General features: G+C 68.5%; 16 protein-coding genes. 14 read left to right on the forward strand and 2 right to left on the reverse strand.

Features of this window, described 5'->3' with window-relative positions:
* Positions 1-142 precede the first annotated feature (142 nt).
* The 11 genes from ACH0BU_RS07900 to ACH0BU_RS07950 all read left to right on the forward strand — a co-directional run bounded on the left by ACH0BU_RS07900 (position 143) and on the right by ACH0BU_RS07950 (position 12,846).
* Positions 143-1,270 carry an Rv3169 family protein gene (locus ACH0BU_RS07900; protein WP_500263914.1) on the forward strand — a complete coding sequence of 376 codons (1,128 nt, stop codon included), beginning with the start codon at positions 143-145 and terminating at the stop codon, positions 1,268-1,270.
* Positions 1,267-2,676 carry a phosphotransferase family protein gene (locus tag ACH0BU_RS07905; RefSeq protein WP_500263915.1) on the forward strand — a complete coding sequence of 470 codons (1,410 nt, stop codon included), beginning with the start codon at positions 1,267-1,269 and terminating at the stop codon, positions 2,674-2,676. Before ACH0BU_RS07900 ends, ACH0BU_RS07905 begins: the two co-directional genes overlap by 4 nt.
* Complete coding sequence (locus tag ACH0BU_RS07910; protein WP_500263916.1) at positions 2,673-4,940, forward strand: CaiB/BaiF CoA-transferase family protein; 2,268 nt, start codon at positions 2,673-2,675, stop codon at positions 4,938-4,940. Before ACH0BU_RS07905 ends, ACH0BU_RS07910 begins: the two co-directional genes overlap by 4 nt.
* A gap of 11 nt (positions 4,941-4,951) precedes the next feature.
* Positions 4,952-5,755: a crotonase/enoyl-CoA hydratase family protein gene (locus ACH0BU_RS07915; protein WP_046408016.1), complete on the forward strand. Its 804-nt coding sequence runs from the start codon at positions 4,952-4,954 to the stop codon at positions 5,753-5,755.
* Positions 5,756-5,757: 2 nt separating this feature from the next.
* Positions 5,758-7,266 (forward strand): acetyl-CoA acetyltransferase, encoded by a 1,509-nt coding sequence (locus ACH0BU_RS07920; protein WP_136450983.1) that lies wholly within the window; start codon positions 5,758-5,760, stop codon positions 7,264-7,266.
* Between the two features lie 127 nt (positions 7,267-7,393).
* A complete protein-coding gene (locus tag ACH0BU_RS07925; RefSeq protein WP_500263917.1) occupies positions 7,394-9,436 on the forward strand; it encodes a malate synthase G in 2,043 nt (680 codons plus the stop codon).
* A 137-nt stretch (positions 9,437-9,573) separates the two neighbouring features.
* Positions 9,574-10,026, forward strand: coding sequence for a ribose 5-phosphate isomerase B (rpiB, locus tag ACH0BU_RS07930; protein WP_136450985.1), 453 nt, complete (start codon positions 9,574-9,576; stop codon positions 10,024-10,026).
* Entirely contained in the window at positions 10,023-11,345 is a 1,323-nt protein-coding gene (gene glyA / locus ACH0BU_RS07935; protein ID WP_046407940.1) for a serine hydroxymethyltransferase, read from the forward strand. The genes rpiB and glyA overlap by 4 nt, the downstream gene beginning before the upstream one ends.
* Positions 11,346-11,352: 7 nt before the next feature.
* Positions 11,353-11,529 carry a hypothetical protein gene (locus ACH0BU_RS07940; RefSeq protein ID WP_164518900.1) on the forward strand — a complete coding sequence of 59 codons (177 nt, stop codon included), beginning with the start codon at positions 11,353-11,355 and terminating at the stop codon, positions 11,527-11,529.
* Positions 11,530-11,591: 62 nt separating this feature from the next.
* A complete protein-coding gene (nrdR, locus tag ACH0BU_RS07945; RefSeq protein ID WP_125945407.1) occupies positions 11,592-12,053 on the forward strand; it encodes a transcriptional regulator NrdR in 462 nt (153 codons plus the stop codon).
* A 61-nt stretch (positions 12,054-12,114) separates the two neighbouring features.
* A complete protein-coding gene (locus ACH0BU_RS07950; protein ID WP_145117760.1) occupies positions 12,115-12,846 on the forward strand; it encodes an RNA methyltransferase in 732 nt (243 codons plus the stop codon).
* A 22-nt stretch (positions 12,847-12,868) separates the two neighbouring features.
* Here ACH0BU_RS07950 and ACH0BU_RS07955 read toward each other — a convergent pair whose 3' ends face one another.
* Entirely contained in the window at positions 12,869-13,561 is a 693-nt protein-coding gene (locus tag ACH0BU_RS07955; RefSeq protein WP_296219014.1) for a DUF2490 domain-containing protein, read from the reverse strand.
* 78 nt (positions 13,562-13,639) lie between these two features.
* Between ACH0BU_RS07955 and ACH0BU_RS07960 the strand changes: the two genes are divergently transcribed.
* From ACH0BU_RS07960 to ACH0BU_RS07970, 3 genes are read left to right on the forward strand one after another with little or no spacing between them, the layout of a single operon-like run.
* Positions 13,640-14,602 carry an alpha/beta fold hydrolase gene (locus ACH0BU_RS07960; protein WP_046407945.1) on the forward strand — a complete coding sequence of 321 codons (963 nt, stop codon included), beginning with the start codon at positions 13,640-13,642 and terminating at the stop codon, positions 14,600-14,602.
* Between the two features lie 45 nt (positions 14,603-14,647).
* Positions 14,648-15,949, forward strand: a complete 1,302-nt coding sequence (locus tag ACH0BU_RS07965) for a teichoic acid transporter (RefSeq protein ID WP_500263918.1) — start codon at positions 14,648-14,650, stop codon at positions 15,947-15,949.
* Positions 15,942-16,970, forward strand: coding sequence for a glycosyltransferase family 4 protein (locus ACH0BU_RS07970; RefSeq protein ID WP_296219008.1), 1,029 nt, complete (start codon positions 15,942-15,944; stop codon positions 16,968-16,970). The genes ACH0BU_RS07965 and ACH0BU_RS07970 overlap by 8 nt, the downstream gene beginning before the upstream one ends.
* On the opposite strand, the gene ACH0BU_RS07975 is transcribed toward ACH0BU_RS07970, so the two are convergent.
* Entirely contained in the window at positions 16,919-18,418 is a 1,500-nt protein-coding gene (locus tag ACH0BU_RS07975) for a hypothetical protein (protein ID WP_296219006.1), read from the reverse strand. The genes ACH0BU_RS07970 and ACH0BU_RS07975 overlap by 52 nt on opposite strands.
* Between the last annotated feature and the right edge of the window lie 42 nt (positions 18,419-18,460).

Genomic DNA, 18,460 nt, shown 5'->3' on the forward strand with positions numbered 1-18,460 from the left:
GCGGCCAGTGTCGGCGCGTTTGACGCACGCGCCCGCACCACGCGGTCATCGTAACGTAACTTCTGTTATCTTGGCGTTGACAGGGCCGCCGCCGCTGGTCCACCTCCGCCCTTGAGCCGACGACAGATCGGCCAAGGATGTGATGGAGAGAGCGGGCATGGTGCTGACCAAGGGCGACGAATATCCGATCCACCAGACGGCCGAGCCGGTCGCTTATGCGGGGACGGATCGGAATTTCTACGATCGCTTCTTCTTCAACGGCTATGCCCCCGGTGCCGACGAGGACGGCTTCTTCGCCGCCGCGATGGGCGTCTATCCGCATATCAACATCATCGATGCGAGCTTCTGCTGGCTGAAGGACGGCAAGCAGGTGAATCTGCACGCCAGCCGCGGCCTCAACATGGAGCGTATGGACACGCAGGTCGGCGGGATCGCGGTCGAGGTGCTTGAGCCGCTCAAGTCGGTGAAGCTCACGGTCAATTCGCCCGAGCACAAGATCCGCGCCGAGCTGACCTTCACCGGCCGCGCCTTCCCGCTGGAGGAGCCGCGCTTTACCCGCCGCAACGGCCCGCGCGTGCTGATGGACGTGACGCGGATGACGCAGAACGGCAGCTATCAGGGCTGGATCGAGGTCGATGGCGAGCGGACCGAGGTGAACGGCTGGCTGGGCACGCGCGACCGCTCCTGGGGTGTGCGCCCGATCGGTGCGCCCGATGCGCAGCCCGCCAGTCCGCCGATTGCGCCGCAATTCTTCTGGCTGTGGAGCCCGACCGCGATGGAGGACGGCGACTTCTATTTCCACACCAACGACGACGAGCATGGCCGCTTCTGGAATCGCCGCGCCGCGTGGAAGCCGCTGGGTGGCGGGATCGAGGACGAAACGCATTTCGAGTCCGACTATCAGGTGCAGTGGAAGCAGGGATCGCGCCACGCCCAGGCGGCCAGCGTCACGCTGAAGGACGAAGAGGGTCAGGAAACGAAGGTCGAGTTCGATCTTGGCCAGCAATTCATGATGCTTGGCCTTGGCTATACCCACCCCAAGTGGAGCCATGGGCGGCACCAGGGCGACGGGCTCACGGTGGAGCGCGAGGATTTCGTGCCCGCCGAGATGGACCCGATGCAGCCGCACCATCTGCACATCCAGGCGTTGGCCACCGTCACCATGACGGGACCTGACGGCAAGGTGCGACGCGGCAAGGGGGTGCTTGAGCAATTGGTGATGGGGCCGCACGCGCCGTCGGGCTTCAAGGGTGTGCTCGACCCGGCATGACCACGCTGACCGCAACCGAGATCGAGGCCTATCTCTCGCGCGTCTGGGAACAGCCGGTGCGGGTGGCGGATCTCGCCCGGATCCCTGGCGGCGCGAGCCGCGAGACTTATCGCTTCGATGCCCATGCCGGCGCGGACATCCATCGGCTGATCCTGCGGCGCGAGCCGGCGAAGGGCCTGATCGACACCGAAAGCGCGACCGAGTTTCGCGCCTATCAAAGTGCGGCAGGGGTCGTTCCCGTGCCGCGTGCGGTGGCGCTGGAGCCCGATGGCGCCGAGCTTGGCCGGCCGTTCTTCATCATGGAGCGGATCGAGGGCGGCGAAGTCGCGAGCAGCTTCGCGCGCGATCCGTTCGGCGTGCATGGCGCGGCGCTGGGCGAGGCGTTCTTTGGTGCGCTGGGCCGGCTGGCGGCGCATGATCCGGCCGGCACGCCGCTCGCCGACCATGTACCGATGCCCGAGCCCGACCAATGCTGGCGGATCGCGCTCGATTATTGGGAAGGGGTGATCGAGGAGGACGCGCTGCAGCCGCAGCCGATCGCGCGCGCCGCGATCCGCTGGCTGCGCGCCAATCCGCCGCCGCCGGCGCAGCGTGTTGCGATCGTTCATGGCGATTACCGCTCCGGCAACGTCATGCACGACGGCGCGGGCGGAATGCGCGCGATGTTTGACTGGGAAATGGCGCATCTCGGCGATCCGCTGGAGGATCTGGGCTGGGCGCTGGACCCGATCTGGGATCATTTCATCCCCGGCGCGGCCAGCGGCATGCTGCCGCGGCCCGATGCGATCGCGATCTGGGAGCGCGCCAGCGGGCTGACGGTCGATCCCGCGGCGATGCGCTGGTGGTCGCTGTTCGCGTCGGTGAAGGGAATGGCGATCTGGATCTCCGCCTTTCGCGAGTTCGTCGACGGCGGGCGGCAGGATCCGGTGCTGGCGGTGTCGGGGTGGTACACCGCGCGGCGGCAGGAGGCGATCATCGCCGCGCAGCTTGGCGGATCGGTGTTCGATCCGGTGCCGGCCCTCCCCACCAGCGATCTGGCGCAGGTGCTGATCGGTGCTGGCATCGCCGCCGCCGGGGCGGGGGAGAAGGTGGGTGCGAGCGATGCCTTTGCCGGATCGACGCTGACGGTGGCGGCGCTGCTCGCGCTGCTCGGCGCGCAGGAGGCGGAAAAGGCCGCCGCCTGGCGCCGCGCCGATATTGCCGACGTGCGCCGGCTGCTCGGCGACGATGCTCCGGTCACCAATGAGGGCGAGACGCTGGACGCGCTGGACGGCGCCTGGGCGACGCTGGCCGAGGCGCTGATCGCGCATCATGACGAGGTCGCGCGGACGCGCGGCGACGAGCGGCCGCTGCTCGATTTCTACCGCGAAAGCGCCGCCCGGCGGGAACTCGCCTGGCCGCTATGACCGACCTGCCGCTCACCGGGATACGCGTATTGGATGCCGTTCCCGGCGTGCTCGGATCGGCGGGGCGGCTGTTGGCGGAACTGGGCGCCGAGGTCATCCGCATCGAGCCCCGCGGCGGGGGCACGGATCGGCGGAACGGTGCGATGGCCGGCGACATCAGCCTCGACTTTGTTGCGGCGAACCTTGGAAAGCGCGCCGTCACGATCGACCTGCCGCGCGATCAGGATCGCTTCCTGGCGCTGGCGGCGGGAGCGGACATCCTGCTCGAGGCGCAGCTCCCCGGGCTCGATCACGCGGCGATACGCCATGCGGCGCCGCAGATCATTCATGTCACGCTGAGCGATTTCGGCACCCTCGGCCCGTGGAAGGACTGGCGTGCGAGCGACGCGGTGCTGCACGCGCTGACCGGCAGCCTGTCGCGCTCGGGCCTGCCGGACCGGCCGCCGCTGCTGCCGCCGGGCCGGCTGACGCTGGAAACGGCTGCGACGCAAATGGTGGTCGCGACGCTCGGCGCGCTGATCCGCCGCTTGCGCACGGTCGAGGGCGATCACCTCGACATGACGCTGCTCGAGGCGGCGATGCAGGCGCTTGATCCCGGCTTCGGCCTGAACGGCAGCGCGCAATCGGGGGTGCCAAGCTGGAAGCAGCCGCGCGGGCGAACCGACGAACGCTATCGCTATCCGATCCTGCCCTGCGCTGATGGCTTCGTGCGGCTGTGCGTCCTCGCGCCCCGCCAGTGGCGCAGCATGTTCGTGTGGCTGGGGGAGCCGGACGAGTTTGCCGGGCCGGAGTGGGAGAAGCTGATGACCCGCTTCCGCTCCACCACCTTGCTGCCGGCGATCACGCGCTTCTTTGCCGACAAGACCCGCGCCGAGATCGAGGAAGAGGCGGCGGGACGCGGAATCCCGGCCGCCGGACTGCTCACCGTCGAGGAAGCGATCGCGACGGCGCAGATGACGGCGCGCGAGGCCTTCGTGCCGGTGGAAATAGCGCCCGGCATCACCTTGCCCTTCCCCAACGGCACGATCGAGATCGACGGCGAGCGCGCCGGGGTGTCGCCTGCCGCTCGCGACCCTCTGGCGGGCGAGAATACGGCGTTCGCGACGGCACGGCCGCGCTTCGATCCTCCGCCAGCGGCCGATTACCCGCTCGCCGGCCTGCGAGTGCTCGACATGGGGATCATCGTCGTCGGGGGAGAGGCCGGGCGGCTGCTCGCCGACTTTGGCGCCGACGTGGTGAAGGTGGAAAATGCCGCTTTCCCCGACGGGCAGCGCCAGTCGCGCGACGACGATCCGGTGAGCCTCACCTTTGCGGCCGGCCACCGCAACAAACGCGGGCTGTCGATCGATCTCAAGGCGCCGGAGGGGCGTGCGCTGTTCCTCGATCTGGTGCGGCAGGCCGATGTGCTGCTGTCGAACTTCAAGCCCGGCACGCTCGATGCGCTGGGGCTGGATGCCGCGACCTTGGTCGAGGCCAATCCGCGGCTGGTCAGCGTCGACAGTTCCGCCTTCGGGCCGACCGGGCCCTGGTCGCGCCGGCTGGGCTATGGCCCGCTGGTGCGCGCCTCCGCCGGGCTCAGCACGCAATGGACCTATCCGGGCGAGCCCGACAGCTTCTCCGACACAGTCACCGTCTATCCCGATCACGTCGCTGGCCGCATCAGCGCGATCGGCGCGCTGGCGCTGCTGATCCGGCGGATGCGCACCGGCACCGGCGGGACGGCGAGCGTCAGCCAGGCGGAAGTGATGCTGGGGCACAAGGCAGTGGAGATCGCCGCGGCCGCCGCCCGCGCGCAGGGGCTGACGGTCAGCGGCGATCCGGCGGAGGATCGTCTTCTTCCGTGCGCTGGCGAGGACGAATGGTGCGCCGTGACGCTGCGCGACGCGACGGATCGCCGGGCCCTGCACGCGATCGCCGGCGACGAGCCCGAACAATGGTCGCGCACCCAGCCGGCTCACGACGTGATGGCGCAGCTTCAGTCGGTGGGGCTGGCGGCGGGCATGATGGTCCGCGTGGTGGACCTTCCCGACCTTCCCGTGTTTCGCGCACTCGGCACGTTTCGCACCGCGCATCACCCGCTGCTGCCCGACCCGTTCATCGTAGAGGGCGCGCTCACCCGCTTCGACCGCGTACCGCCGCCCGACCAGCGGCCTGCGCCCCGCATCGGCGAACACAGCGCCACCGTCATCAAGGATTGGCTGGGGTGGAGCGACGATAGCGTCGCTTCGCTGCTGGCCCGGAAGATCATCGAACAAGCAGCATGAAAGGGATCAATATGGCCGACCTTGGCAATGAAGCCGTCACCGTCGAAACGCGCGGCAATGTGATGCTCATCACGATCAACCGCCCGGAAGCGCGCAACGCGGTCAACCGCTTCGTCCATGAGGGCGTGGGCGATGCGCTGGAGGCGGCGGACAAGGATCCCGAGATCCGCGTCGTCATCGTGACGGGCGCTGGCGACAAGTCGTTCTGTGCGGGCGCCGATCTCGTCGCGTTGTCACGCGGCGAGAGCCTGGCGCCGGACGACAAGACCAAGGCGGCCTGGGGCTTTGCCGGCATCGTCAGCCACGCCATTTCCAAGCCGGTGATCGCGGCGGTGAACGGCATGGCGCTGGGCGGCGGGCTGGAAATCACGCTGGCCTGCGACCTTGCCGTCGCAGTGGATGAGGCGAAGTTCGGCCTGCCCGAGCCCAAGCGCGGCCTGTTTGCGGCCGCTGGCGGCGTGTTCCGGCTTCCGGAGCAATTGCCCAAGAAGATCGCGATGGAAATGATCCTGACCGGCGACCCGATCGACGCCAATCGCGCGCTGGAACTGGGGCTGATCAACGCCGTCGCCCCGCGTGAGCAGCTGCTCGACACCGCCTTCGCGCTGGCCGAGCGGATTGCGGTCAACGCGCCGCTGTCGGTGCAGGCGTCGAAGCGGATGGCGCAGGGCATTTCGAACGGCCGGGTCGAGCGCGAGGAAGCGGCCTGGGCGCAGAACCGCGAGGAAACCAAGATCGTCTTCACCAGCGAGGACTCGCGCGAAGGGCCGAAGGCATTTGCCGAGAAGCGCGCCCCGGTGTGGAAGGCGCGCTGAACATGGCGGCTGATCCGGAGAAGGTCGCCGTCATCGTCGGGGTCGGGCAGGTCAATGACCGCCCGGCCGATCCGATGGCGGGCAAGGATGCGCTGGGCCTGATGATCGCCGCGCTGGAGGAGGCCGACAAGGACGCGGGCGGCGGCTGGCTGGCGGATGTCGATTCCGTCGCGGTCGTGCAGCAGATCAGCTTCCGCAAGGACAATCCGCTGGCGCAGAAGGTGGCAGACGGGATCGGATCGACGGCGGCGATCGTCTATGAATCGGTCGGTCCCAATGGTGACAGCCCGATCCTGCTGCTGAACGAGGCGGCGAACCGGATCGCGCGCGGCGAGATCAAAATCGCGGCGGTGACTGGCGGCGAGGCGCTGCGCACCGCCAGCCAGCGTGCGGCGATCGCGGCGAAGACGAGCGTGGCGGACCAGAACCCGCTGCGCACCCTCAGCAAGGGCGCGAAGCCCGGCTATCGCCAGATCTATGGCCTGGCGACGCCGGTCGACGTCTATCCGCTCTACGAGAATGCCGGGCGTGCGGCTTATGGCCAGACGCTGGACGAAGGGCAGCGTGAGTCAGGCGAGATCTGGTCACGCTTTTCCGAGATCGCGGCGCAGACGCCGGCGGCGTGGATCCATGCGCCCAAGTCACCGCAGGAGATCGTCGAGCCGACCGCGGACAATCGCCCGATCGCCTTCCCCTACACCAAGCTGATGGTGGCCAATTCGAGCGTCAATCAGGGCGCCGGCTTCATCGTCACCAGCCTTGCCGAAGCACGACGGCGCGGCGTGCCGGAGGAGCGGATCATCTATGTCGGGCGCGGCGCCAGCGCGCATGAGGCGGACGATTTTCTCGCTCGTGACCGCTACGACACGTCGCCCAGCATGGAAGTGTGCCTCCGCCGCACGCTCGAGTTCAACGAGGTGACGGCGGACGATCTCGACCTGGTCGAGCTTTATTCCTGCTTCCCCTGCGTGCCCAAGATGGCGCGGCGGGTGATCGGCTGGCCGGTGGAGAAGCCCGCGACGGTGTTCGGTGGCCTCACCTTCGGCGGCGGGCCGATCGGCAATTACATGGCGCATGCCGTGGCCGAGATGGTCGACGCCCTGCGCGCCGGCGAGGGCGAGAAGGGGCTGCTGTTCGCCAATGGCGGCTTTGCCACGCACAATCACGCGATCGTGCTCGGCACAAAGCCGCTGCCGGGCGCGGGGGAGGCGCATGCGTTCGACCTGCAGGCGGAGGCGGATGCTGCACGCGGCGCGGTGCCGGAACTGGTGAAGGACTATAGCGGACCGGCTGAGGTCGAGACCTACACCGTGTTCTACAACCGTGACGGTTCGGCAAAGGCCGGGGTGGTCGTGGCGAAGCTGCCGGATGGGAAGCGCACGCTGGCGCAGGTGCCGGCGAGCGACGCGGCGACGATCGCTTTCCTCAGCGATGGCAGTTCCGAACCGGTCGGAACGGCCGGCCAAGTGGTTGCCGAGGGCGAACTGATGGTGTGGAAACGCGCCTCCTGATCCGGCCCGATCAATCCTCCCCGGGCGGACCTCGGGGCGGAATTGGGCGTTGCACTCCCACCGCGGCATCGACTAATCGCGGCGGTGCCCTCCCCAGGCGCTGTTGGTAACGTCAGGAGGAATCCCCATGCAGACCCGCGCCGGCCTTTCGGTCGATGATCGCCTCGCCGCCTTTGTCGAGGAGGAGGCGCTTGCCGGCACCGGCATCTCGGCTAACGCCTTCTGGCAGGGGGCGGCGGCGATATTCGATCTTTTCACGCCGGAGAACAAGGCGCTGCTTGCCCGGCGCGAGGAGCTGCAGGCGGCGATGGACGCGCGCTATATGGCCGGAGAACCGGTCGACGAGGCGTTCCTGACGCAGATCGGCTATCTCGTGCCAGAGCCGGCGCCGTTCACCATCGGCACCGAGAACGTCGATCCCGAAATCGCCACCATGGCCGGGCCGCAGCTGGTGGTGCCGAGCCTCAACGCGCGCTTCGTGCTGAACGCCGCCAATGCGCGCTGGGGCAGCCTTTACGACGCATTCTACGGCACCGATGCGCTGCCGGGGAAGGCGAAGCCGGGCGGCTATGATGCCGATCGCGGCGCGCAGGTGATCGCGCGGGCGCGGGCGTTCCTCGATGAAACGCTGCCGGGCTGGGAAGCGGCGCTGACGGGCGGTGACTGCCCGCATCGCTTCGCGCGCTTCGATAAGGGCGTGATGTTCGTCCATAACGGGCTGCACATCGAGATCGTGGTCGATCGCGAGTCCCCGATCGGCAAGACCGATCCGTTCGGCATCGCCGACGTGATCCTCGAATCGGCGCTGACGACGATCGTCGACCTGGAGGATTCGGTGGCCGCGGTCGACGCGGAGGACAAGGTCGCGGCGTACCGCAACTGGCTGGGCCTGATGCGCGGCGATCTTGTCGAGACGTTCGAGAAGAACGGCGCGACGCTGACCCGCAAGCTGGCCGGCGATCGGACCTATCAATCGCCGAGCGGCTCCAGCTTCACGCTGCCGGGCCGTTCGCTGCTGTTCGTGCGCAACGTCGGCCATCTGATGACGACGCCCGCGCTGCGCCTCGAAGATGGCAGCGACGCGCCGGAGGGGATCCTCGACGCGATCGTCACCTCGCTGATCGGGCTGCATGATCTGAAGCGGCTCGGCACGCTGCAGAACAGCCGCACCGGATCGATCTATATCGTGAAGCCCAAGATGCATGGGCCGGACGAAGCGGCGTTCACCAACCGGCTGTTCGATGCGGTGGAGGATCTGCTCGGCCTCGACCGCCACACGATCAAGGTCGGCGTGATGGACGAGGAGCGCCGCACCTCGGCCAATCTTGCCGCCTGCATCCATGCGGTGCGCGACCGGATCGCCTTCATCAATACCGGCTTCCTCGATCGCACCGGCGACGAGATCCACACCGCGATGCGCGGCGGCGCGGTTATCCGCAAGGCGGAGATGAAGGGCGCGGAGTGGATCAAGGCCTATGAGGATCGCAACGTGCGCATCGGCCTTGCCTGTGGCCTTTCCGGCAAGGCGCAGATCGGCAAGGGCATGTGGGCCGCGCCGGACATGATGGCCGACATGCTGGAGCAGAAGATCGCACACCCGAAGAGCGGCGCCAACACCGCCTGGGTGCCGTCGCCCACCGCGGCGACGCTCCACGCGCTGCATTACCATCAGGTCGACGTGTTCGCGCGGCAGAAGGAGATCGCGGGCGAGGCGCCGCCGCCGCTGGCGAAGCTGCTGACCGTGCCGTTCGCGGCGCCGGGTCGCAACTGGACGCCGGAGGAGATCCGCGAGGAACTGGACAATAACTGCCAGGGGATCCTTGGCTATGTCGTGCGCTGGATCGACCAGGGCGTCGGCTGTTCCAAGGTACCCGACATCCATGACGTGGGGCTGATGGAGGATCGCGCGACACTGCGCATTTCTTCGCAGCATCTTGCCAACTGGCTGCTCCACGGCGTGTGCACCGAAGGCGAGGTGGACGAGGCGCTCGATCGGATGGCGGAGAAGGTCGACGCGCAGAATGCCGGCGACCCGCTGTACCGCCCGCTCGACTGGGACGGTCATGCCTTCCGCGCTGCCCGCGCGCTGATCTTTGAAGGGGTGGAGCAGCCGTCGGGGTACACCGAGCCGCTGCTCCATCGTTTCCGCCAGGCAGCCAAGGCCGCGTGATCCGCGCCCTATCCCCCGCGCCCGGCCATGTCCCGGCGCGGGGGAGGCGAGCGGTGGCGATCGCGACGGTGGCATTATCGTGACACCGCGGCTAAAGGGCCGCGCATCCACCACTGCCGAGAGCATCGCTGAACCCCATGCGAGTCGCCGTCGCTTCCGATCACGCCGCCGTGTCGCTGAAGGCGACGCTTGTCGCCTGGCTGCGCGAGGGCGGGCATGATGTTCTCGACCTCGGGCCCGACACCGACGCGCGGGTCGATTATCCCGATTACGGATACAAATTGGCCGAAGCGGTCGCCGCGGGTGAGGCCGAGCGCGGCATTGCCCTATGCGGTTCGGGTATCGGCATTTCGATCGCGGTGAACCGCAATCCCGCGCTGCGCTGTGCGCTCGTGTCCGATCCGCTCGCCGCCGCTTTGTCGCGCGAGCATAATGACGCCAACGCCATCGCGCTTGGTGCCCGCCTGATCGGCGAGGACATGGCCAAGGCCTGCGTCACCGCCTTCCTCGACACCGCCTTTGCCGGCGGCCGCCACGCCCCCCGCGTCGACAAGCTCGGCGCGCCTGATTTCCAGAAGGAGCCAGCATGAGCACCAACCCAACCACGCTGAACGAGGTTCAGACGCCTTATGCTGTCGAGGGCGGCTTCTTCACCCGCGGTCTCGCCGATGCTGATCCCGCGGTGTTCGCCGGTGTCGAGCATGAGCTGGACCGTGAGCAGACTCAGATCGAGCTGATCGCGTCCGAGAACATCGTCTCTAAGGCGGTGCTGGAGGCGCAGGGCTCGGTCTTCACCAACAAGTACGCCGAGGGCTATCCCGGCAAGCGTTACTATCAGGGCTGCCACCCGTCCGATGAGGTGGAGCAGCTCGCGATCGATCGCGCGAAGCAGCTGTTCAACTGCGGCTTTGCGAATGTGCAGCCGCACTCGGGCGCGCAGGCGAATGGCGCGGTGATGCTGGCGCTGGTGAAGCCGGGCGACACGATCATGGGCCTCAGCCTCGATTCGGGCGGGCACCTGACGCACGGCGCGCGCGCGGCGATGAGCGGCAAGTGGTTCAACGCCGTGCAATATGGCGTCACGCCGGACACGCACCTGATCGATTATGACGCGGTCGAGCGTCAGGCGATCGAGACACAGCCCAAGCTGATCATCACCGGCGGTTCGGCCTATCCCCGTCACATCGATTTCGCCCGCTTCCGCGCGATCGCTGACAAGGTCGGCGCGTTCTTCATGGTCGACATGGCGCATTTCGCGGGCCTCGTCGCTGGTGGCGTCCACCCGACCCCGTTCGGCCATGCCCATGTCGTCACCACCACGACGCACAAGACGCTGCGCGGCCCCCGTGGCGGCATGATCCTGACCGATGACGAAGCGATCGCGAAGAAGATCAACTCGGCGGTGTTCCCGGGGCTCCAGGGTGGCCCGCTGATGCATGTCATCGCCGCCAAGGCAGTGGCGTTCGGCGAGGCGCTGCAGCCGGAGTTCAAGAGCTATGCCGCCGCGGTGGTGGAGAATGCCAAGGTGCTGGCGGCAACGCTGAAGGAGCGCGGCGCGGCGATCGTGTCCGGCGGCACCGACACGCATCTGGCGCTGGTCGATCTCACCCCGCTCGGCGTCACCGGCAAGGATGCGGACGAGGCGCTGGAGCGTGCCGGCATCACCTGCAACAAGAACGGCATCCCCAACGATCCGCTGCCGCCGGTGAAGACCAGCGGCATCCGCGTCGGCACCCCGGCGGGCACGACCCGCGGTTTCGGCACGGCCGAGTTCCGCGAGATCGGCAACATGGTCGCCGACGTGCTCGACGGTCTGGCCAAGAAGGGCGAGAAGGGCGATGCCGAGGTCGAGGCGGCCGTGCGGGAACGAGTTCGCGCGCTGTGCGCTCGTTTCCCCATCTACAAGTGAGGTGAACGTGTCCAAGATCGAGGAAGTCCAGACCACCGTCCAGAACACGCCGGGGCTCGGCAAGAAGATGGCCAAGTACGGCGCGATCGGCGCGGTCATCGCCATTCCGGTGCCGTTCGTCGGCCCGGTGCTGGGCGCGCTTGTCGGTGCCGGCGTCGCTTATGCCCGGCGGGACAAGATCTGATCCTGTCATCCTGCGTCCCTGTCGCGGCTGCGGCGGGGGCGTCCAACCAGAAGAGTTGAACGATGCGCTGCCCCTTCTGCGGCCATGATGCGAGCCAGGTGAAGGACAGCCGCCCGACCGACGATGGCGCCGCGATCCGCCGCCGTCGTCAGTGCGAGGGCTGCGCCGCACGCTTCACCACCTTTGAACGGATCCAGCTGCGTGAGCTGACCGTGGTGAAGTCGGAGGATCGGCGCGAGCCGTTCGATCGCGAGAAGCTGCTGCGATCGATCGGGATCGCGGCGCGCAAGCGGCCGCTCGACGGCCTCGCCATCGAGCGGCTGGTCAGCGGCATCCAGCGCCAGCTGGAAACCAGCGGCGAGGCCGAGGTCACGTCCAAGCGGATCGGCGAAATGGTGATGGAGGCGCTGAAGGGCCTCGATTCGGTCGCCTATATCCGCTTCGCCAGCGTCTATCGCGATTTCAGCGAGGCGCGCGATTTCGAGGAGTTCGCCGGCACCGTGGAGGAAGCGGCGCGCGGCTGAGGCGCCCGAGCGCCGCTGCGATACTTGTCGAACGCGACCCTTGGCGGATAGGCGCAGCACCATGGCTTCTTCCCAACCCCCCGTCATCGTTCTCGTCCGTCCGCAACTGGGCGAGAATATCGGCAAGGCGGCGCGCGCGATGCTCAATTTCGGGCTGACCGAAATGCGCTTGGTGTCGCCGCGCGACGGCTGGCCCAATCCCGCCGCGGGCCCCGCCGCCTCGGGCGCGGACATCGTGCTGGCACAGGCCAGGGTGTTCGACAGCGTGGCGGAGGCGGTGACCGACTGCCCCAACGTCTATGCGACGACGGTGCGAAAGCGCGGGATCACCAAGCCGGTGGTAACGCCCGAACAGGCGGCGACCGACATGCGCGGCGCGGCGGGGCGCAGCGCGATCCTGTTCGGGCCGGAACGATCGGGGCTGGAAACCGACGACGTCGCGCTCGCCCGCACGATCCTGACGGTGCCGATCAATCCCGAATTCGGCAGCCTCAACCTCGCCCAGGCGGTGATCCTGGTCGCCTATGAATGGTCAAAGGGCGAGGCGCTCGCGTCACCGCCGGAAGTGACGCTCGATCCGCCCGCCCCGCAGGAGGAGCTGGAGGGGCTGATCGGCCAGCTAGATACGATGCTGGAACAGGCGAATTTCTTCTTTCCGCCCGATCGCACGCCTGCGACACGCCGCACGCTGCGGACGTTGCTGACCAAGCCGGCATGGACCAGCCAGGAAGTGCGCACCATGCGCGGCGTGCTGTCGGCGCTGGCGGGGGCGAAGGCGAAGCGCAGCAGCTGAGCTTCCGCGCCCTTCGTTCAGGTCAAAGGCGAACGAACAGCGTCAGTGAAGCGACGTGCGCCATGTCGACGCGGCGCCCGGACGCGTCGCGGGTCTGGTTGAGATATCCCGCCTCCAGCGTCGACGTGCCCGGCAGCGGGATTTCCAGCCCCACAAAGGTGCGCACCTGATCGAACCCGGTGACGCCGCCCCAATCGGCTGACTTCAGGCCGACAAAGCCCTCGACCGATCCCAGCGCCGCGACTCGCCTGGTGCCCGGCGCGAGCGGATATTCGAACCGCATCATCTGCCGCGCGCGCAGCGACATGCCGTCACCGTCGGAGCGCCAGCGCTGTTCCAGCCGGGTGCGCGACTGCACCTCCAGCCTGCCGACCTTGCCGACATTCCAGGTCACTTGCTGGAACAACCGGTCCTCGTTGCGGTCGGGGCCGTTTTCGAGCGGCTCGATGACATGGGCATAGCCCTGATACACCGTCACCGCCGGCGAGATTTGGTAGCCGATCGCCGGGCGCAGCAGCACCTGCGACAGCCGCGATACGCCGTCCGTCACGCGGGGCTGCACCTCGGCGAAATATACCAGCGGTCCCGATACGCGGCCCATTACCGTGGCATTGACCCACAGCGCCTCGTCATGATTGGTCTGTGCCACGGCCGGCGCGGCGGCGATGGTGGTCAACAGGGCAAGGGCGAGGGTCGGGACAAGGATACGCGACATGGCGAGATCTCTAGCCTCGCCCTCCGCAACTTGTCATGGTTCAACGCGCAACAGCAATAAAACGTCAGGAGAGAGTGGATGCCCGAATTTCGCATGATCGATACGGGCCGCGTACGGCTGCGTGTCGCGGTGGAAGGCGCGGGTCCATTGGTCCTGATGGTGCATGGCTTTCCCGAAAGCTGGTATTCGTGGCGGCATCAGCTGGGCCCCGTCGCGGCGGCCGGCTTCACCGCGGCGGCGATCGACGTGCGCGGCTATGGCCAGTCCGACCGGCCGGGGCTGGTCGAGGATTATGCCATGGAGCATCTGGTTTCCGACATAGCGGCCGTGGCCGACGCCTTTCAGCCTGACCCCGCGATCCTCGTCGGGCACGACTGGGGCGCGCCGCAGGTGTGGAATTCGGCACTGACCCGGCCGGAGCGTTTTCGCGCGGTGGCCGCGCTGTCGGTGCCTTATGCCGGCGTGCCGGCGCGGCCGTTCACCGAGGTGTTCCGGCAGGCCTTCACCAACAAGGGGCGCTTTTTCTATCAGGAATGGTTCCAGGAAGTGGGCCCGGCCGAGGAGGAGGCGCAGCGCGATGTGCGCGATTTCCTGCGCAAATTCTATTACGGCATTTCCGGCGACGCGCCCGATGGCACCTGGCCCAACAAGCCGGCCGGCTCGACGCTGCTCGATGGCATGGTCGATCCCGATCCTTTCCCGGCGTGGCTGACGCCGGCGGACCTCGATTATTATGTCGGTGAGTTCGTCCGCTCGGGTTTCTTCGGGCCGATCAGCCGTTACCGCAACCACGAGCGCGATTTCGCCTGGCTGCAGCCGTACAAGGATCGCCGGATCGAGCAGCCCGCGCTGTTCATCGGCGGCACCCGCGACCCCGCGACCACCTTGTTTGGGGCGGTGCCCGATCCGATCGCGCTGATGCGCCCGCATGTGCCGGGCGTCGAGGGCCATTTGCTCGAGGGCTGCGGCCATTGGACGCAGCAGGAGCGCCCCGATGTGGTCAATCGCCTGCTGGTGGAGTGGCTCGGCCGCCTCGGGTGACGCGGCGGATGGGGGGCGCGGGCGCGGCGGATCGGGGCGGGCGCGGTGCTGCGCGCGCTTGACCGGTCGATCACGCGCCGCCTGGGGCGCACGCTGTCTGCGCAGGGCTATGCCCAACTGGTCACGCTGGCGGTTCAGCTGGCGCTGGTCCCGGTGCTGCTTCGCGCCTGGGGAACGTCGCTGTACGGCGCGTGGCTGGTGCTGTCGGCCGTGCCCCTCTACCTCAGCTTCAGCGACTTCGGCCTGACGTTCGTCGCCAAGAACGCGATGGTCATAGCGGTCGCGGGCGGGCGGCGGGATGAGGCGCTGCGCATCTTCCACACGGTCTTTGCGCTGCTGTGTGCTTTGTTGCCGCCGCTGCTGATGGGGAGCGCTGCGCTGATCCTGTTGTTCGACCCTGACATGCTGCCAGGGCTGGCGGGGGTGGCACCCGGCACCGCGCGAGCGGCGCTGCTGCTGCTGGCGCTGAACATGGCCGCCTACCAGCTGTTCCTGCTGGTCTGCGCCGGGATCAGGGCCGAGAATCGTCCGGCGAGCGAAGTAACCTGGGCGGCAACGGCACGGCTGGGGGAGGGCGCGGCGACTGCCGGCGCCGCACTGGCCGGTGGCGGGCTGGTGGCGGCGGCAGCCGCCATGGTCGCGATCAGGCTGCTGTTCCTCTTCGCCGCCTATCGCTGGCTGCGCGGCACCGCGGGCTGGCTGGCGCTGGGCTGGCGGGCGGCCGATCGCGCCACGGCGTCCGCGCTCTGGCGACCCGCGCTGGCGTATATGGCGATGCCGGTCGGCCACGCCCTGCTGCTGCAAGGGCCCGTGCTCGTGGCCGGCAGCCTGCTGGGTGCCGGCGCGACGGTGGCCTTTGCCACGACCCGCACGGTCGTGCGGCTCGGGACGGCCGCGATCAACATGATCAACAACAGCGTGGTCAGCGACTATGCCGCGCTTCACGGCAAGGGCGCGCGGGCGGCGGCATCCGTGCTGTTCCGCTGGCATGTTGGCGCAACGCTCGTCGCGACCTTTTGCTATGCCGCCGCCATCATCCTGCTCGCCCCCGCGGCGGTCGCGCTGCTGACGCATGATGCCGTCCGCGTCGCCACGCCGTTCCTCCTGTGGCTGGTGCTGGCGGTGGTCGCCGAGATGATCTGGTCGGCGCTGTTCAGCCCCAGCGCGGCGATCAACCGCCACGCGCGGCTGGCGATCGGCTTCGCGGCAGTCGCGCTGGCGGGGGTGGGGGCCGCCTGGCTGCTCGCGCCGTGCTACGGATTGAGCGGGATCGCCGGTGCGCTGGCGGCCGCGCATCTCGCAATGGTCGCGCTTTGCCTGTTCACGGGTCGGCGGCGGCATGGGTAACCCGCCGGGCCAAGGCCGCGCGCTGTTTGTCGGCATTGCCGCGCATGGCCATGGCGGGATCCAGGCGTTCAACCGTCGCGTCGCCGCGGCATTGGCCAGCCTTGCGGTGCCTGCCGACGTGGTGATGCGGGCGGACGAGGGCGACTGGCGCTTCGCCCGCAGGGCGCTTCGCCTGCTCCCCGCCTCCGACCTGCTGCTGATCGGCCATGTCAACCTGCTGCCGCTGGCTGCGCTTCACCGGCTGGTCCGCCCGCGCGGCCGGCGCATCCTGTTCGCGCACGGGATCGAGGTGTGGGGCGACCCCACCTATCGCGCGGTGCGTCGCTGGGAACCGGCGCTGTTGTCCCGCACGATCAGCCAGGTGGCGGTGGTGAGCGGCTATTCGCGCGATCGCATGGCCGCGGCGTTCGGGTTGCCCCATGCACGTTTCACGATCTTCCCCAACGCCGTGGATCTGCCACCGGATGCCCCGCCAGCACCGGGCAAGCGCGAGCGGCTGGTGCTGGCGGTCAGCCGACTGGGTGCGGCGGAGGGGGCGAAGAACCTCGATGCGCTGATCCGCGCCTTGCCGCTCATCCCCGACGCCCGGTTGATGATCGTGGGGGAGGGGCCGCTGCGCGATTCTCTGCGGCGGCTGGCCGAGATGCTGGGCGTCGCGGGGCGTGTCGACCTGCACGGTGCGCTCGATCCTGCCGCGCTGGCCCATGCCTTTGCCGTCGCCAGCGTCTTTGCCCTTCCCTCGTCAAAGGAGGGATTCGGCATCGTCTATCTGGAGGCGTGGGCCGCTGGCTTGCCGGTTGTCGGATCGTGCCACGGCGCGGCGGGGGAGGTGATCCGCGATGGCATCGATGGTTTCACGATCGATCCGGCGGACATAGCGGCGCTTGCCGAGCGGCTGCGTCGCCTGCTCGACGATCCCGCGCTCGCCCAGGCAATGGCCGCCGCCGGGCGCGCCCGCGTCGCGCAGCATTATTCCGCGCCCGCGTTTGTCGCCAATCTCCGCGCGCTGATCGGCGCATAGTCCCGCCCATCGCCCGCCGCCGCCGCCCGTCGCGGCCGCCGCGCGACCAGCAGCAGCGCCCCGCCGACGATCAGGATGAAGGGAAAGCTGCGGCAGAAGAAGGCCAGCATGGTGCTCGCCTCGCGCTCTGCGAGGAAGGCGGTGGCAGCGAGCAGGAACACCCCCCAGACGTTGCCGGAGAGGCGCCCGCCCACGAGGTCGAGCAGGGTGAAGCTGATCGCGGCGGTGGCGCCCGGCAGCAGCAGCACGCCGGCCAGCCCGAACGCCGCCAGGCTGCTGGCGATCAGCCCGACGACCGGCCGCGCGATCGACCCCTTGGCGCGAAAGCCGTAATGCCAGGCGATCCGGTCTGGCGCGGTCACCAGCGATTTCCTGATCAGAAAGCCGGGCAGCAGCGCTTCCGCGGGATCGCGCCACAGGTCAGCGCTGCCCATCGTGCCGTGTTCCGCCAGCCTGCGCGCGACCTGGTCGATCGGCTGGATCATGGTGAAACGCTCGCTGTTCCAGGTCAGCGGGTGGACGTAGCTGTCGATCCAGGCAAAGCGATAGCCGGTGGCGACCCGCGCCTGTGCTGCACTGAGCCGCGACGCGCTGAAGCCATGTGCGCGCAGCACGTCCCACGTCGCCGTGATCCGCGCCGTGCCACGCACGTCGGGATCGGTGCGCACGATCTGAATCGCGGGAAGGAGCAGGGCGAATATACAGGCGGCGGCGACACTGCCCGGCACCACCCAACGCCAGCGGACACGCCCGTTCAGCGCCACGAAGGCAAGCGCGACGACGAACAGGAAATCGAACAAGGTCCGCTTGGTGTTGTCGGCCAGCGTCAGCGCGAGGATCGTCGTCGCCATCGCTGCGAGGACCAGCCCGTGGCGTCGCTGGTCAGGGCGCCGGATGACGAGCGCCGCCTGCATTGCCGCGCCCAGCATCAGCAGCGGGTAGAAGGTGCCAAAGCCGCCAAATCCCCCAGCGGTGAAGCCGCCCGACACGGCGATCGCGCGAAACTGTGTCTGGAGGAGCAGGAACATCGCACCCAGCGCGAAGATCGGTACCGCGAACCGGCGCAGATTGGGTTCGTGCCCGGTCACGCGGCGCAGCGCGCGGGCGAAGCGGAGCGGCCGGCGCACCCCCTGGCTCAGCCCGTAGCCGATGGTGATCGAGCCGAAGCCGGCCAGAAGATAGGCGGCGGACAGATCCGGCACATGCAGGTTGGATTGCACCGGCTGCCCCGCCAGCGTCTTCACCACCAGGGCGCCCGTGCCGAAATAGACGGTCATGATCGCGTACAGGCCGTCGGACACCCGCCATCCGCCGCGCGTCAGCGGCAATAGCGCCGCGGCCGCGATCAGCAGCAGGATCGCCAGCAGCCAGACGTCGGCGCGCAGGGCGAGCTGCACGCCGCCGAGCACGGCGAGCGCTAGCAGATATAGCCAGCCGAGCCCCCTCACGACCGTGCCCTCTCCTCCCTGTCTGTGCCCAGCCTAGGCAGC

Source organism: Sphingomonas olei, from assembly GCF_045369765.1.
Lineage (GTDB): Bacteria > Pseudomonadota > Alphaproteobacteria > Sphingomonadales > Sphingomonadaceae > Sphingomonas > Sphingomonas panaciterrae.

Bases quoted from the DNA above. Each gene is read 5' to 3' on its own strand.
- ACH0BU_RS07915 (WP_046408016.1), top strand. From the start codon at position 4,952: ATGGCCGACCTTGGCAATGAAGCCGTCACCGTCGAAACGCGCGGCAAT.
- ACH0BU_RS07960 (WP_046407945.1), top strand. From the start codon at position 13,640: ATGCCCGAATTTCGCATGATCGATACGGGCCGCGTACGGCTGCGTGTC.
- ACH0BU_RS07900 (WP_500263914.1), top strand. From the start codon at position 143: ATGGAGAGAGCGGGCATGGTGCTGACCAAGGGCGACGAATATCCGATC.
- ACH0BU_RS07955 (WP_296219014.1), bottom strand. From the start codon at position 13,561: ATGTCGCGTATCCTTGTCCCGACCCTCGCCCTTGCCCTGTTGACCACC.
- glyA (WP_046407940.1), top strand. From the start codon at position 10,023: ATGAGCACCAACCCAACCACGCTGAACGAGGTTCAGACGCCTTATGCT.
- ACH0BU_RS07920 (WP_136450983.1), top strand. From the start codon at position 5,758: ATGGCGGCTGATCCGGAGAAGGTCGCCGTCATCGTCGGGGTCGGGCAG.
- nrdR (WP_125945407.1), top strand. From the start codon at position 11,592: ATGCGCTGCCCCTTCTGCGGCCATGATGCGAGCCAGGTGAAGGACAGC.
- rpiB (WP_136450985.1), top strand. From the start codon at position 9,574: ATGCGAGTCGCCGTCGCTTCCGATCACGCCGCCGTGTCGCTGAAGGCG.
- ACH0BU_RS07910 (WP_500263916.1), top strand. From the start codon at position 2,673: ATGACCGACCTGCCGCTCACCGGGATACGCGTATTGGATGCCGTTCCC.
- ACH0BU_RS07925 (WP_500263917.1), top strand. From the start codon at position 7,394: ATGCAGACCCGCGCCGGCCTTTCGGTCGATGATCGCCTCGCCGCCTTT.
- ACH0BU_RS07950 (WP_145117760.1), top strand. From the start codon at position 12,115: ATGGCTTCTTCCCAACCCCCCGTCATCGTTCTCGTCCGTCCGCAACTG.
- ACH0BU_RS07905 (WP_500263915.1), top strand. From the start codon at position 1,267: ATGACCACGCTGACCGCAACCGAGATCGAGGCCTATCTCTCGCGCGTC.
- ACH0BU_RS07970 (WP_296219008.1), top strand. From the start codon at position 15,942: ATGGGTAACCCGCCGGGCCAAGGCCGCGCGCTGTTTGTCGGCATTGCC.